The organism is Candidatus Lariskella endosymbiont of Hedychridium roseum (genome assembly GCF_964020185.1).
Lineage (GTDB): Bacteria > Pseudomonadota > Alphaproteobacteria > Rickettsiales > Midichloriaceae > Lariskella.
On sequence record NZ_OZ026538.1, the window covers coordinates 978,471 to 992,661 of the forward strand.

The following is a 14,191-nucleotide window of genomic DNA, read 5'->3' on the forward strand; positions in this document are numbered from 1 at the left end:
ACTGAATATTTTAGATATGACAACAGCAGAAAATAAACATTATAGCGAGATTCGTAAAGCAAAAGCTACATTACTCTATAAGTTAAACATGCAATGCTCAAGCGAATATTCTCAGAAAATATTAGACTTCTTCTGAAAAACTTGTTCTAGCAAAGCAAGTTGTAAGAAGCATACAAAAGCACGAGGAAGCGACAAAGCAATTGGCAGCTGAAACAGGCATCTTAAGAAGAAGTCTATCGAAAGAATAAAGTAGAATCTACGCTTCTTTACTACCATCTGCTATCGTTTTCTTATCACCTTCTGTGCTTTGAACATTTGAAGCTGCATTTCTATTTAAAACACTTTGAGTAAAGCCAGTACTAGTCTTCTTCTCATCAGAATTCGTTCTAGTATATACATTATTTCCTGTATTGTTTTGCTCACTAAGATTTAATACCGCATCATCCTGCATATTTCTGTTAGGAGGGTTCGACATCAAATCAACATTAGAACGAACACCAACACCTCTACTAATCATTGCATTCTCTCTAGGCACCCTTCTCTCTTTAAAATCTTTAGGATCTCCTCCAGTCTTATCTTTTCTGCTTGAAGATTTACTACATCCAAATACAAGAAATGTGCAAATTAATACAGAGACCAGACACTTAAAATGCATATAACTCCTTTAATAATTAAAGCATATCAGCTGTATATTTCAGTAACATTACATAGAGATTTTCTGCTATAGTGCAACATCTAAATCAAAAGATTTATACCATTACAATATAATGAATTTTGAAATTGATTATACAAATACAAAAAATAACTGCTTAAGTTACCTGTATATAAAAAATTACTATCTTAAGACGCTAGAAGCACAACAAATAACATCAGTGATAAACCGACTAGCAATTCCAGTTATACATATTTCTATATGATTTCCAACATCATTGCAATAAACCACTTCTATAATGCTATAAAAGCTGTTAGTAGAATTTATAATTACACTATAACTATACAGAGATACCAGACACGAACGGTTAACACTAGACTTCTTCTTCAAATGCTTATGCACTGCCCAGCAAAGTCACTTTCGCAGACTCCTTTGGCCTGATTTTCAAGCATTACTTCATTCATTTCTTTGTAAACATATATAATATCTGACTCAGAAATTAACTGGGACTCTAAAAAATCATGCCCTGCAAACCATCAAAGCGTGCACTAATGAAGGCATTGCCTTATTTCAAGCGGCCAATTGCTTTATTACTTTCTTTGCCTTCAGATGCTCATGTACCTCTTGTACCTCTTGTACACTGCGCTCCGTATGCTTCCTTTCACTTGCTTACCTGAAAAAAGTTTTAAGAAGAAGTCCATCCGCCAAAAATTGAGTCAATAACAGCCTTCCTAACTCTTTTTTTAAGCTTCACTTCATATGTAGATAATAGATATATATTAGGAATAAATTGATTTACGCAGCTTTTGACAAGCAGATTAGTTTGAACATTATATGATCGATTTTTAAGCGATAGAGAATTTAGTTCCCACTTGCAATCTTGGACCTCTCTTTCATGAATAATGTAAGCGGTTTAATCTCAATCTGTTTTTCTTTCAGCGTTTCCATCCACTTTTGAAGAATCTCTATATTAGCTTGATATGGACGTATTATACCAACTGCAACTCCTCTTGATTTGGCAATCATCTCAAGATCTGCAATTTTTTCTAATATATCTTCACTACTACCTCCATTATCGAGCGCAATATCTATCAAACATATATTTTCCATAATATTTAATTCAGCAGCAGCTCTAGTAATAGGCTTTTTATCATATTCATCAGAATACAAAAACACTAATGGATTTTTCGAGGCATCAAGCAATATAGCAAAACTTCTCAGTATGTGACGAACATTATCTATATAATCTGTAATAATCTCACCAGGGTTAGCATACACACCAACTATATCGTCAGAGCGAGAAAAAACTATCTGTACTCTAGAGTCGTTTTCATAATCACTTAAATCATCAAGTAAAGTATAAGGACCAAGATCCTCCATTGGATAAGATTTAGTCTGCATTGGAATTTTTATGATTGCTTCAAAACCTAGATCTACTGCTCTTGCAATTAACTCTGTCACATCATCTGGATAAGGTGAAAACCCTAAAGTAACAGAATTAGGTAGTTTAATTATATTCTCAAATGTAGATTTATTTATACCTATGTCATCTATAATGATTGCAATATACATCTTTCTATCCTGAGCAACATTATCTGTTTGTGATGTAGAAGTAGACTCATCTTCTACTGCTATATCACCCTTTTCACTCATAACAGCGGATGTAGTATTACTATCAACAACACTATCATTAGAAATGTCGCGTAGTGCTATAAACCCGAGCCCCAATAAACAAATTATTAGAGCTACTGCATAAAAAACTCTTTTCATCAAAAATATTTCTCGAGTTATATTTATATTTAATTCTTTAATATAAGCCTAGAACAGCCATGACCTAATATCATTCTGATCACGAACTTTTTATGATTCTTTGTTTTTCACCATATCTTTTATAAAATCGCATCTATAAAAAATACAAGCAAAAAAACATTGAATCATTATAGTAAATTTCCAATTCAATCTTATTACTCTATAAAAAATCCCAATTAATTAAAATTTTAAATGCAATATAAAATATATAATATTTGAAGCATAGTGAAGCATAGAGCAACAAAATGGGCTCTTCAAAATAAAAGAAACTATACAAACGACTAAGCAAATTCCTGATTAGTACCAGGAATATATAAAAAGATTCTAAATATAATTTTTCTAGTTACAAGCGAATTTTTTAACTATAGAGCGTATTGCATTTTTGTAACAACATAAAGAGTGAAGTATTTTTCTAAAATGAGCTATTACTCTCTGTGATTTGCAAAAAAACATTATAGTTAAGGAAGTTAGAGACATTGATATATTGAAAGAAAAATCAGCAACGTGCTGAAGCGTTTGAAATTTGTGAACTGAGGATCTAACTTTAGCTTTGAAATTTCAAGCTATATAGTCGTCATACTTTTCAAAATTCGCGTTCCGCCAAGAGCACTAATTATATATTGATAATTACATGCCAAATTCACTCTTCCTAGGCACTGCGCCCAAGTAAGTGATACGCGCGCGAATTTTGAAGACATGATTTTTTAGAGTATAAGTTAATTTTTTGAGTTAAATATTATATATATTTGCAAAAATTTAACAAAATAATGCTTGAAAATCAGGCCAGAGGAGTCTGCGAAATAACTTTGCGAGCAGTGCTTATAGCTTCGTATCAAAATCTGAAATGCCAACTCTTCTGGTATATCTTGCACTTAATACTCTACAAATAATGTTATAAAGCATTACTGAATCGCAAATCACAAAGCGCGAAAAGACTATCAATCACTTTATTCAGTATCAGACTCAGGATTTAAAGTTTTCTTCCCTTTACGCATTGAAAAATGCAATTGCGGTGATTTTACAGAACCAGTCGCACCAACTAGAGCAATTGACTGTCCTTGTTTCACAAATGCACCTTTCTTTACTAAAATTTTCTCATTATGCGCATATGCAGAGAGATAACCGCCATCGTGCTTAATTACAATCAAATTACCATATACTTTTGGTTCTCTACCAACATATATAACTTCACCACCTGCAATCGCAAGAACTTTAGTCCCTGCAGGCGCAGCTATATTTATTCCCTCATTACTCTTACCTGCAACTTGACTATACCTCGATACTATTCTCCCATGCAGAGGCCAAATAAATTCATCAGAATTTAAAGGTGTTGAGTATTTAAAGCCACTTTTTGTTTGAGTACTAGAGGAACTTTTTGTAGTAACATTCTTTGAATCTGCATTCACAGCAGCTCTACTATCTGCAATACCGCCTTTATCACCTTTGGTCATTCTAGAATCGTTTTCTAAAGCACTTCCAGCACTAACACCACTTTTCTCTAAATCAACATCATCTTGTTCACCCATTAAAGATCTTACTTCTTCCACATACTCAGGCTCTTTATCACTTGAATCTGGTATAAAAACAACTTCTCCCTCAAGGTGTGTACTAAACATTGGAACCCTCACAACTTGCCCGGCATAAAGATAAGCATCTGTGCGCAAACCATTTGCTCTAGCAATCTCAGATACTGGCACACCCTGTACTTCAGCAAACTGTTTTAATGAATAATCTCGTTCAACTGTGACAAATTTTACTACACCACTACGACCATAATACAATTCTTGCTTGTTTTCTATCAAAGGCTTCTCTTTATTTGATGTACAAGAAGTACATAAAGCCAGCAACCCCAGTAAAACTATAATATTTCGCACAAAACTCTCCATCGATTATATAACCAACTATTTGGCGGATAATAGACTGCTTTATAAACTCTATTTCAGCTGCTAATTATTTTGCCACTCCTGGTACTAAGAATGCTCATATACCTCACGTATACTATGCTCCTTACACTTGCCTCACTTGTGAAACAAGTTTCACAAGAAATCTAATGTAAGAACTTAATATAATTCATTTTATTTTTCTACATCGAAGATATCCCGTATATGTTTTTCTCTATGCATCTTATCATCATAGTTGCTATATCCTTCCCTGTAATTGTCTCTACTCCCTCAAGTCCAGGAGAAGAATTCACCTCTATCACTTTTGGACCATCTTTTGACCTTATAATATCCACTCCAGCAACTTTTAACCCCAAAGTTCTTGAAGCAGATATTGCAATCTTCACCTCTTCTTTTGTAAGTTGTACTTTATATGCTCTTCCTCCCAAATGAAGATTCGATCTAAAATCATCTGGGGCAGAACGTCTTTGCATTGCAGCTACAACCTTATCTTCTATAACAAAGCACCTGATATCTGAACCACCAGCTTCTTTAATATACTCTTGTACAAGAATATTAGCTTTTACACTTTTAAATGCATTAATAACACTAGCTGCAGCCTTTCTAGTCTCTGCAAGTACAACTCCCATACCTTGCGTTCCTTCCAGCAATTTTATTATAACAGGAGCACCACCAACAGTCTCTATTAAATGTTGAGTAGCATCAGGAGCACTTGCAAAACTAGTAACTGGAAGATTTATACCTTTACCAGCTAAAATCTGAAGGCATCTAAGCTTATCTCTGGAATTTGATATAGAAACTGCATCATTTAAACAAAACGCACCCAAAGAATTAAACTGCCTTGTGAGAGCGCATCCATAGAATGTCATAGAAGGTCTCAGTCTTGGAATAACTGCATCAACTTCCTTTAACTCCTTTTTAGTAACTGCATGGTATATAGAATAACCACCATACTGCACGTTAATATAGCAGTCTCCAATATTCACAAATGAAATATTATGATTTCTAGCACGCGCAGCCTCCATAATACGCTTATTTGAGTATAATTCTGGATTTGAAGCAAGCAATATTATATTCAAACCAGATCTGGAAACTACTTTGCTGCTATATAACTGTAGCGCCTTTTTATCAGAAATTTTATGAGTTAAAAATGATGAATCTGGATCTACAAAAACTCTATTTCGCATCCCTTCTCTTCCAAGTATCATTCTATACCCCATAGAGTCTCTATTCGTTAGACTTACATCTATATCCCAAATAGAGTCACCCATTTTGATCTTAGTAGAAATGACAAATCTATGTTCTAGTACATCATTCGAACTTCTCACAACTTTCTTGGATACAACAGGAGCAACACAAGACCTCACTATACGCCTATTATCCTGTATTGGGTGTATATCAAACTTAACATATTCAACACCATTTTCTATATATGGTGCTATATTCACCGCATGTAATGCCGAAGTCTTTGCACCAGAATCAATTCTAATTTTGATGATTGGCAATCCTAAAGATGGAAGTGAACACCATTCCTCAGAGCCTATGAGAAATTTTTCGTAGTACGGAGTAGAAGCACCAAAGTTCTGCATTATCACCAGTCATTTATAATTATATAGGATTACAAATTCTTCTTTGGAAAAAATTTGTAAAATAAAAAGGCATAGCAAAACTATCTGAAATTACCATCACAAATAAAGACAAAGATTTATTTAAAAAAGCTATAAGCAATAAAAAGTTACTCTACTTTTTTATATAAGCAAGCAATAATATCGGCAAACAAACCTAAAATCTGCCAGCTTCAGTAACAGATTTTATAACTCACAATAAAGGCTATATTTCATAATATAACTTTTAATATACAAACATTATCGCTATATTTTCTGAATTCCAAGCATCATTAATTGCTGCATGCATAAATACTCACCTTGATACATTACTTCATTAAAGCAATAAAATTTCAGATGAAATTATCATTGTTTACTTCTGCAGTCTATAGCGTCTAATTTGCCACTCGCAAAAACTTAATACGTAATATGCAATAACTTTAAATTGAATCAACTATACATAATTTAAGCACTGCTTGCAAAATCATTGTTACAAACCTTTTTTGCCTAATTTTCTATATTACTCAGTTAATTTTTTGGCAAATATGTAAAAATTGTTATGCAAAAAAAATTAATTAGTCTGCCCATCAAAAATCGATTTGCTAAGCAAATAAATTTTTGTGAAAAGTTAAATGTAGCAAAATTAGCTTAGCAACCGTCATGTGCTAATTTTCATCTATAATATTCCTGTACTTAGTAAACACTACTCTCACAAAATCCATAAGGTTTTGAGCGATTTTGTCAATTTTTCTGCAGGACTTTCTGTGCATCATAATTGCTTGCAGGCAAAGATAAATCACTCTAGCTTCTTAAAGTTATGACGCAGACGACTAATTCATTACTCTAAAAAATCATGCTCTCAAAATCCTCGCTTAGTGCACTTACTTGAGATAGTGTTTAATAAAAATATAACTATAAATGCATTCAATTATTCAAAAATCTGTCAAGCAAAATCTAAATCAAGCTTAGCAAGCAATATAGTTCCAGGGGCGAATATAAATGCAGCAACATAATAAATCAAGATTTAAAGATGCATATAAAGCAAAGAAATTAACCTAACAAAAGTGCTTATTATTATATTTAACTTCAGTATGAAATATAACAAAAAACAGTCGAGATTATCATATAAAACCTCATGCTTTTTGCTTTATCCGTATTACAAAATATGTTTTAATACTTCACCCTTCAAATCTTTAATTTTTATTTCAACAAATACGTACCAATATACATTACCGCCAGGTAAATGAAGAGCTTGCATTTTGGATTTTTGATACAAAGCAGCGCATAGAACTAAACATTAATAAAACGAATCTAAATGACCACTGTGAATTTCAAATCAAAGAATATTGCAATACATATAACACTTAGCATTTCATAAACACAAGAAGATCAGAGCCATACCTATTTATGCAATCCAGCCGCATCTATGCTAAAATAATATGTGATATTTCATGCTATATCATTATTTTCTTACATCTTTCTGTCATTTACCTCATGTATATACTTCTTGTTGCTATCTATTGCAAGTAACCATGGAGAAAACCCTAATATTATCTGCATTATCTGCGTTAAAGCGAAGAATATAGCAAAATTCTATTTTTACTATTGACTCTTCTCTTTATCGAGATATATCCTAACAGTTGAGTATACTCGTTACACTTTTCAAAATTAGCGCCTTTAGAATGATTCTTATGCATTTTATTAACACTTGCATATCATTCTCATAGCTCTTTTTGAAATCTAACTTCATATATGCATAATTTAAATAATAACTCTTCATTTGTTACTATTATCAATGCATTATCCGCCTCTCTTTCAAATAGCCTACTAAAATACTACAATTTATTTCACTTATGGTTGCGTGCTCATTTGCTATAGCTCTTTGTGAGGCTTTGTGATGAGAAATTTCGATTTATTGCTTTTAAGCTTTCAAAATCAGATAAATCATGAGGAGTAATTTATGAAAGGCGTCAGTAACATTAATTACCAAACATTACGTCTCGTCGCTCAAGAAAATCCAGAGCAACTAAAAAATTTCATAAAAGAATATCGAAGTAGAGTGGAGAAATTTCTGCTCAAAAAAGATAATCATGGAAATACAGCACTGCACTTCGCCGCTTATAACAAAGACTCGCTGCAAATATTAACAAATGAATTCAGGAAAAAGTTAAAGACTTAATTGCTATAAAGAATAATAATGGCGATAATTTGCTATATTTTGCAGCACAGTTTAACAAAGATTCGTTTAAATTTCTGTTAGATGAATTTCCAGATGTAGCAAAGAGCTTATTAGGTGAGCAAAATAAATATGGAATGACAGCGCTGCACTACACTGCCGCATACGACAAAGATTCTCTGCAAATATTAATAGATAGATTTCAAGAAGAAGTTAAAGCACTACTTCCACTCACAGAGGCACATGGCTATACAGCACTACACATAGCCGCGCAATGTAACAAAGATTCTCTGAAACTTCTCATAGATATGTTTCCAAAGGAAGCGTTTAAGATGAAAGATCAAAATGGCGCTAAAATATTTCATCATGCGGCGCAGCTCAATCCAGCATCATTTGAGATTCTAATAGACAAGTTTCAAGAAGATATACTTGATATTGCTGATGAAAATGGCGAAACAGTGTCATATCAAGCGATGCAGCTGAACCTGGATTCACTGAGGCTTCTTATGAATAGATTTCCAAAGCAAATGCTTAAAGTAAGAGATAGTTACGGTGATACAGTGCTAAACTATGCAACACGGCATAACGTCCATGCATTAAAAAGCCTGATACTAAAATTTTCACTAGAAATTAAAAACTTATTAGAGGAGAAAAAGAATGAGCAAGATGCTCAAACAATGCTGCGATATGCAGTAATGTACAATATAGATTCGCTAAAACTTTTAATCTATACATTTCCAAACAAAATTAGAGATCTACTCAGCGTCAAAGAAAAAGATGGCAATACAGCAGTACATCACGCAGCTTTAGAGAGCAATTCGCTAAAATTATTAACAGCAAAATTTCCACTTGATGTAGCAAACTTGCTAGACGAGCAAAATAACTATGGTGAAACCGCATTACACTTTGCCGTTCAAAACTCAGAATCATTAAAATTTCTGCTGGAACAATTTGAAATAATGCGAGCTTTTTTAGAAATTAGAGATGAAGATGGCTATACAGCTTTGCACCATGCAGCTCAACTTAACAAAGATTCGCTAAATCTCCTGATAGATCAGTTTCAGGAAGATATTTTTGAAGTAAAAGATAGCCGTGGCCACACAGTGTTGCATCATGCCGCGCGTTTCAATCCAGACGCGCTCAAGCTACTAATAGACAAATTTCCAGAAAAAGTAGAGCAATTGCTAGAGATGCAAAATGATTATGATGACACAGTGCTACGCTTTGCAATTCCCAATCCAGAATCATTACATATTTTGATAGATAAGTTCAAAGAACAAGTAGAAAGAATGCTTGAAATACAGAATTATTCTGGTGCAATAGCCTTGCACTTTGCTTCTAACTTTCCAGATTCACTGAAACTTTTGATAAGTACATTTCCAAAACAAGTGGAAACTATGTTGGAGTGGCAAAATGGCGATGGCGACACTGTGGTACACTTTGCTGCTAAAATTCCAAATTCACTGCAGCTTTTAGTAGAAAAGTTTCCGCTTACAGTAGATAGCTTGCTGAAAGTGAAAAACAGAGATGGCGATACTGTACTACATTTTGCTGTTCAGTTTCAAGAATCTCTACACCTCTTGATGGATGAATTTTCAAGCACTGTAGAGAATCTGCTAAAAGCACAAAATAAAGATAATGATACTGTACTGCACTTTGCTGTTCAGTTTTCACCCTCTCTGCTGCTATTGATAGACCAATTTAAAAACACAATAGATGATCTGTTATATATACCAAATAAATATGCTCATACTCCACTACATATTGCTGTTCAGGTTCCAAATTCACTGAAATGCTTATTAGATGAAGATGAATTTAAGATAACAGTGCGAAGTATGCTAGATATTCGGCCAAATATCCTTGCAGGCGATAGCATACTGCATTCTTCTATCAAAACTCCAGACTCCTTAAAACTATTGATAAGTGACTTTCCAAAAGAAGTCGAAAGATTTTTAGATATACAAAATAACCACGGTAAAACTCCGTTGCACTTGGCAACTCTTGAGCCAAATTCGCTAAGGCTTCTGATAACCCGCTTTCCAAAGAAAGTGGAAAGCTTGCTTTGGAAAGAAGATAACAATGGCGAAACTGTTCTGCATTGGGCAGCACAGAATGAAGAGTCACTAGCGATGCTAATAGAGAACTTTAAAGTAAGTAAGGGATTATTAGAATTTAGAGATAAAAATGGCTACACAGCTTTCCACCATGCTACTCAAATCTCCAGCAAATCACTTGAGATCTTAATAGAGCAGCACCAAGGAAAAATCTTGCAATTGAAGGATAAATATGGCGATACAATATTACATCACGCCGTTCAATTTAACGATAATTCACTAATATAGCATAAGTGACTAAGGTGCTGACAATTTAATTGTATTAAAAACAGCATCATAAAGAGTATCAAATAAATCTATAGTTTTTCTAATTTCATTTTTTATCTTAAACCAGTAATGCTCTATAGGATTTAAATCAGGAGAGTAAGTTGGTAAAAATAATATGTAACAACCCACAGATTCAATTAACTCTTTCACTTTAGGATTCTTATGGAAGTTAATGTTATCCATAACAACAGTTTGTCCAGGTTTTAATTCTTTAATTAACATCTCCCTAATATAAGCTTCAAAGACCTCTTTATTGCAATTACCCTCAAATATTACGGGAGCAATAAGATTACAATTACAAAGACCAGCTATCATACTTATTCTAGTTTTATGTTGATACACCTTTTCCCCATAGCACCTTTCTCCTAAAATACTACAACCATATCCTTTACAAGCATTATCTTCTATTCCAGATTCATCAAGATATACTATTTTATCTCTTGTGATGGTTTTTATCTTTTCAATAAATTCATGTCTTAACGGAATATCTCTTTTCGGATGAAGATGAGTTTTTTTTATAGCTATAACCAAGTTTTTTTATCGCCTGTAAGATCGTTGTAGGTGATATATTACACCACTTCTTTGCTAGTTCTTTTGATGTCATAGCAATATTTAATTCAAAAAATTCTTTAAAATCTTCTAGATTTTTGATCTTATGACTGTGACCTTTTTGATAACCACTTGCTGCTTTCAAAGAACCGTGCTTATCTTGCAGAATTTTCCACTTATAGATAGTATCACGACTCACTCTAAATAGTTTACTCACTTTAGTGATTCTTGCACCATTTTCTAATGCTTCTATTACTCTTACCCTAAGTTCTATTGGATATGCTCTTGCCATAATTTTATGCTTTTTATTTCATACTCACTTTTTATATCTTAATTCCTAACTTTTGTCAGTATCTTAGTCACTTATGCTATACTCTTGATGAATAAATTTCCAGAACAAGTGCTGGAAGTTAGAGCGCGAAATGGCGAGACTGTGGCGCATTATGCCGCTCTACGTAATACAAAAGCATTGGAACTGCTGATTGAAAGATTAGAGAGTTTTCACATAAAGATAGATAAGAGCTGTTCTTGATATTGTTTGAATGTTTGTGTAATAGTAAGAGCGCACCAAAGCTTGATGGATCCTTATACCATTGACTCTTTTTTAGAAACGATTTTAGTGCGCCGTGTCATTCGGCATAAATGATGTCGCGTGTTGCTATTATCTCTCTCGATACATACTGTGCCAGACTTTCCAATTGTATGACGCTCTTTGGGTAAAATTTTAGAAAAAGCATCCCAATCATCCGTATCAATTACTACCGGCTAAAGCGCGGTAGTTTGTGTAACGCTTGCAAAGCAGATTAAAAGCGTAAACGCTAAAACTCTGATATTCTAAAATCATCTTTTTTGTGATGTTCCTCATGCTGTTCTATGCTGTTCTATATATTTTTGCACTTCTTCTGAATTCACATTGCAAACTGTCACAACAAAATACCCTCTGGCCCAAAGATGTTGTCCCCAATACCGCTTACGGAGCAGTGCAAATTCCTGTAGCAACTTACGACTACTTATACCTTTAATATATTGCACAGCTTTAGATATTGATATACTAGGCGGAACCAATGCTAATATATGTACGTGATCAGGACTCATACTGCCACTAATTATATTTATGTAATTAGCAGCACATATTTCTCGGATTACTTCCCTAGTTCTAATCGCAACTTGCCCAGTTAAAACTCTATACCTATACTTAGTACAAAATACTATATGATACTTTAGGTCATATAGGCTGTGGGATCATCTCCTATATTCCATTCGTCCTCCCTTAGCACATTTCCTAGATAACTAATACTAAAGTGTTCGCCTAAAGGCGAGGGTGTTAACCATATCGCATATAACTACATAAATTATGGACGGCGAATGCCCTAATATCTTGCCTAACATAGAAAAAGAGCCCTTACCAAGACTATATAGTATAACGCATAATGCTTTCTTAACAGCTGTTTGAGGCTTCTTGCCCAGATCGCCCTCAACAAAATTTAGAAAGCATGATCTGCACTTATAACGCTGTACACCCCTCACAATGCCATTTTTTACAAAGATATCAGAGCAACATCCCTTACAACAAACCATAAAACCACTCTTTAGTTTTTAAAAAAGTGATCATATCATACTTCTATCTAATTGTGAAAACTCTCAGTTTTTTTAATATACTGAGTAACCTAGAAAACAAACCTTTGATGTAGTATCAATCTCATTTACAAAAAATCTCTTATATACTCACAACAAAAATACCCTGAAGTTTGATCTGCGAATTATAAAGGAAGCAGTGCTCTTTAGCAACAACTAAAAGTTTAGTTGTATCGTATTAGTTGTATAACCCCTGGTAAATGAAGAGTTGGCATTTAAAACTTATACATATATGAAGTTATATATCAAAAAGAATTAGGAAATGGTGCATGTGTGTAAAATCAGTCACAACAAACGGTCTGATAAAAAGGCGCCAGTTTTGAAAATATTACTAGTATATAGCCTCAGCAAAGAACTTTGTGTAAATATCAGATGATTAACATGAGAGGATCTAATGATTAAACTTCTTTAAACGTTTGCTTTAGCAGCCAATTGCTTTGTCGTATCCTTAGCTTAATGGAATGCTCATATACTTCGTGCCGCGTGCGACTTGTATGATTCCGTATGTTCCTTGCACTTGCCTTAACTGAAATCAAGTGTTCAAAAAAACTTAATGAATATGTTTCAAAACTTTAGTCATGAACAACTTTTCTAAAGTTTGTGAAAGATAAAATTCAACGATTTTTGCAAAGAAGTATTATATGTTACAGACGCTATTAAAGTTACGGAGGGTTTTCACAATTAGATAGAAGTATGATATGATCACTTTTTTAAAAACTAAAGAGTGGTTTTATGGTTTGTTGTAAGGGATGTTGCTCTGATAGCTTGGTAAAAAATGGCATTGTGAGGGATGTACAGCGTTATAAGTGCAGATCATGTTCTAAATTTTGTTGAGGGCGATCTGGGCAAGAAGCCTCAAACAGCTGTTAAGAAAGCATTATGCGTTATGCTATATAGTCTTGGTAATGGCTCTTTTTCTATGTTATGCAAGATATTATGGCATTCGGCGTCCATAATTTATCGCTGGGTAGTAGAGGCGATGGGCAAGACTCAGGAGCCAGTTGTCTCTTCGGATATTATGGAGATGGAATTCGACGAGATGTGGCATTTTATTGGTTCAAAAAAAACAAGCTTTGGATCATTAAGGCAGTTGATCGTAGTACAAGGAGAACAGTTGCCTGGGTTACAGGCAATCGTGATACTGCAACATTCCAAAAGCTCTACAACAAAGTGAGTCATCTGAAAGAATGTCATTTTTATACGGATGATTGGGAGGCTTTTTCTAAAATTTTACCCAAAGAGCGTCATACAATTGGAAAGTCTGGCACAGTATGTATCGAGAGAGATAATAGCAACACGCGACATCATTTATGCCGAATGACACGGCGCACTAAAATCGTTTCTAAAAAAGAGTCAATGGTATACGGATCCATCAAGCTTTGGTGCGCTCTTACTATTACACAAATATTCAAACAATATCAAGAACAGCTCTTATCTATCTTTATGTGAAAACTCTCAAGTTACGAAACTTGTATACTCAGATT

11 protein-coding genes and 3 pseudogenes are annotated in these 14,191 nt (G+C 33.8%); 5 read left to right on the forward strand and 9 right to left on the reverse strand.

Annotated features, from left to right (window positions below; all coding sequences use genetic code 11):
• Nucleotides 1-256 precede the first annotated feature (256 nt).
• The 5 genes and pseudogenes from AACK98_RS04990 to AACK98_RS08250 all read right to left on the reverse strand — a co-directional run.
• Nucleotides 257-655, reverse strand: coding sequence for a hypothetical protein (locus AACK98_RS04990; protein WP_339040451.1), 399 nt, complete (start codon nt 653-655; stop codon nt 257-259).
• Nucleotides 656-1,513: 858 nt separating this feature from the next.
• Complete coding sequence (locus AACK98_RS04995) at nt 1,514-2,380, reverse strand: divergent polysaccharide deacetylase family protein (protein WP_339040453.1); 867 nt, start codon at nt 2,378-2,380, stop codon at nt 1,514-1,516.
• A gap of 1,028 nt (nt 2,381-3,408) precedes the next feature.
• Nucleotides 3,409-4,335: a LysM peptidoglycan-binding domain-containing M23 family metallopeptidase gene (locus AACK98_RS05000; RefSeq protein ID WP_339040455.1), complete on the reverse strand. Its 927-nt coding sequence runs from the start codon at nt 4,333-4,335 to the stop codon at nt 3,409-3,411.
• Nucleotides 4,336-4,544: 209 nt separating this feature from the next.
• On the reverse strand, nt 4,545-5,441 hold the full coding sequence (rimK, locus tag AACK98_RS08245) for a 30S ribosomal protein S6--L-glutamate ligase (protein ID WP_410520023.1): 897 nt from the start codon (nt 5,439-5,441) through the stop codon (nt 4,545-4,547).
• A gap of 72 nt (nt 5,442-5,513) precedes the next feature.
• A pseudogene (locus AACK98_RS08250) lies at nt 5,514-5,951 on the reverse strand (ATP-dependent zinc protease); the annotation flags it as partial.
• A 1,975-nt stretch (nt 5,952-7,926) separates the two neighbouring features.
• Here AACK98_RS08250 and AACK98_RS05010 point away from each other — a divergent pair.
• From AACK98_RS05010 to AACK98_RS05015, 3 genes and pseudogenes are all read left to right on the forward strand, one after another.
• Entirely contained in the window at nt 7,927-8,145 is a 219-nt protein-coding gene (locus AACK98_RS05010; RefSeq protein WP_339040459.1) for a hypothetical protein, read from the forward strand.
• Between the two features lie 29 nt (nt 8,146-8,174).
• Nucleotides 8,175-8,444: pseudogene (locus AACK98_RS08255) on the forward strand (ankyrin repeat domain-containing protein); the annotation flags it as partial.
• A gap of 30 nt (nt 8,445-8,474) precedes the next feature.
• Complete coding sequence (locus tag AACK98_RS05015; RefSeq protein ID WP_339040461.1) at nt 8,475-10,484, forward strand: ankyrin repeat domain-containing protein; 2,010 nt, start codon at nt 8,475-8,477, stop codon at nt 10,482-10,484.
• Between the two features lie 9 nt (nt 10,485-10,493).
• Here AACK98_RS05015 and AACK98_RS05020 read toward each other — a convergent pair.
• The 4 genes and pseudogenes from AACK98_RS05020 to AACK98_RS05030 form a co-directional block, all read right to left on the reverse strand.
• Nucleotides 10,494-11,364 (reverse strand): IS630 family transposase gene (locus AACK98_RS05020; protein ID WP_339040258.1). Its coding sequence is split into 2 segments (ribosomal slippage): nt 10,494-11,039 and nt 11,041-11,364, totalling 870 coding nucleotides; the frame shifts between segments, so codons are not numbered across the junction.
• A 293-nt stretch (nt 11,365-11,657) separates the two neighbouring features.
• Nucleotides 11,658-11,828 (reverse strand): IS1 family transposase, encoded by a 171-nt coding sequence (locus AACK98_RS08260; protein WP_410520024.1) that lies wholly within the window; start codon nt 11,826-11,828, stop codon nt 11,658-11,660.
• Nucleotides 11,829-11,933: 105 nt separating this feature from the next.
• Nucleotides 11,934-12,302: pseudogene (tnpA, locus tag AACK98_RS05025) on the reverse strand (IS200/IS605 family transposase); the annotation flags it as partial.
• 66 nt (nt 12,303-12,368) lie between these two features.
• Complete coding sequence (locus tag AACK98_RS05030; RefSeq protein WP_339040463.1) at nt 12,369-12,650, reverse strand: hypothetical protein; 282 nt, start codon at nt 12,648-12,650, stop codon at nt 12,369-12,371.
• A gap of 847 nt (nt 12,651-13,497) precedes the next feature.
• Between AACK98_RS05030 and AACK98_RS05035 the strand changes: the two genes are divergently transcribed.
• On the forward strand, nt 13,498-13,881 hold the full coding sequence (locus tag AACK98_RS05035; protein WP_339040357.1) for a hypothetical protein: 384 nt from the start codon (nt 13,498-13,500) through the stop codon (nt 13,879-13,881).
• Nucleotides 13,788-14,156 carry an IS1 family transposase gene (locus AACK98_RS05040; RefSeq protein ID WP_339042583.1) on the forward strand — a complete coding sequence of 123 codons (369 nt, stop codon included), beginning with the start codon at nt 13,788-13,790 and terminating at the stop codon, nt 14,154-14,156. The genes AACK98_RS05035 and AACK98_RS05040 overlap by 94 nt, the downstream gene beginning before the upstream one ends.
• Nucleotides 14,157-14,191: the final 35 nt, after the last annotated feature.

What these genes read in the sequence shown, in the direction of transcription:
- AACK98_RS04990 (WP_339040451.1), bottom strand. Translation starts at nt 655, where the DNA reads ATGCATTTTAAGTGTCTGGTCTCTGTATTAATTTGCACATTTCTTGTA.
- AACK98_RS05010 (WP_339040459.1), top strand. Translation starts at nt 7,927, where the DNA reads ATGAAAGGCGTCAGTAACATTAATTACCAAACATTACGTCTCGTCGCT.
- AACK98_RS05015 (WP_339040461.1), top strand. Translation starts at nt 8,475, where the DNA reads ATGAAAGATCAAAATGGCGCTAAAATATTTCATCATGCGGCGCAGCTC.
- AACK98_RS05030 (WP_339040463.1), bottom strand. Translation starts at nt 12,650, where the DNA reads ATGGTTTGTTGTAAGGGATGTTGCTCTGATATCTTTGTAAAAAATGGC.
- AACK98_RS05035 (WP_339040357.1), top strand. Translation starts at nt 13,498, where the DNA reads ATGTACAGCGTTATAAGTGCAGATCATGTTCTAAATTTTGTTGAGGGC.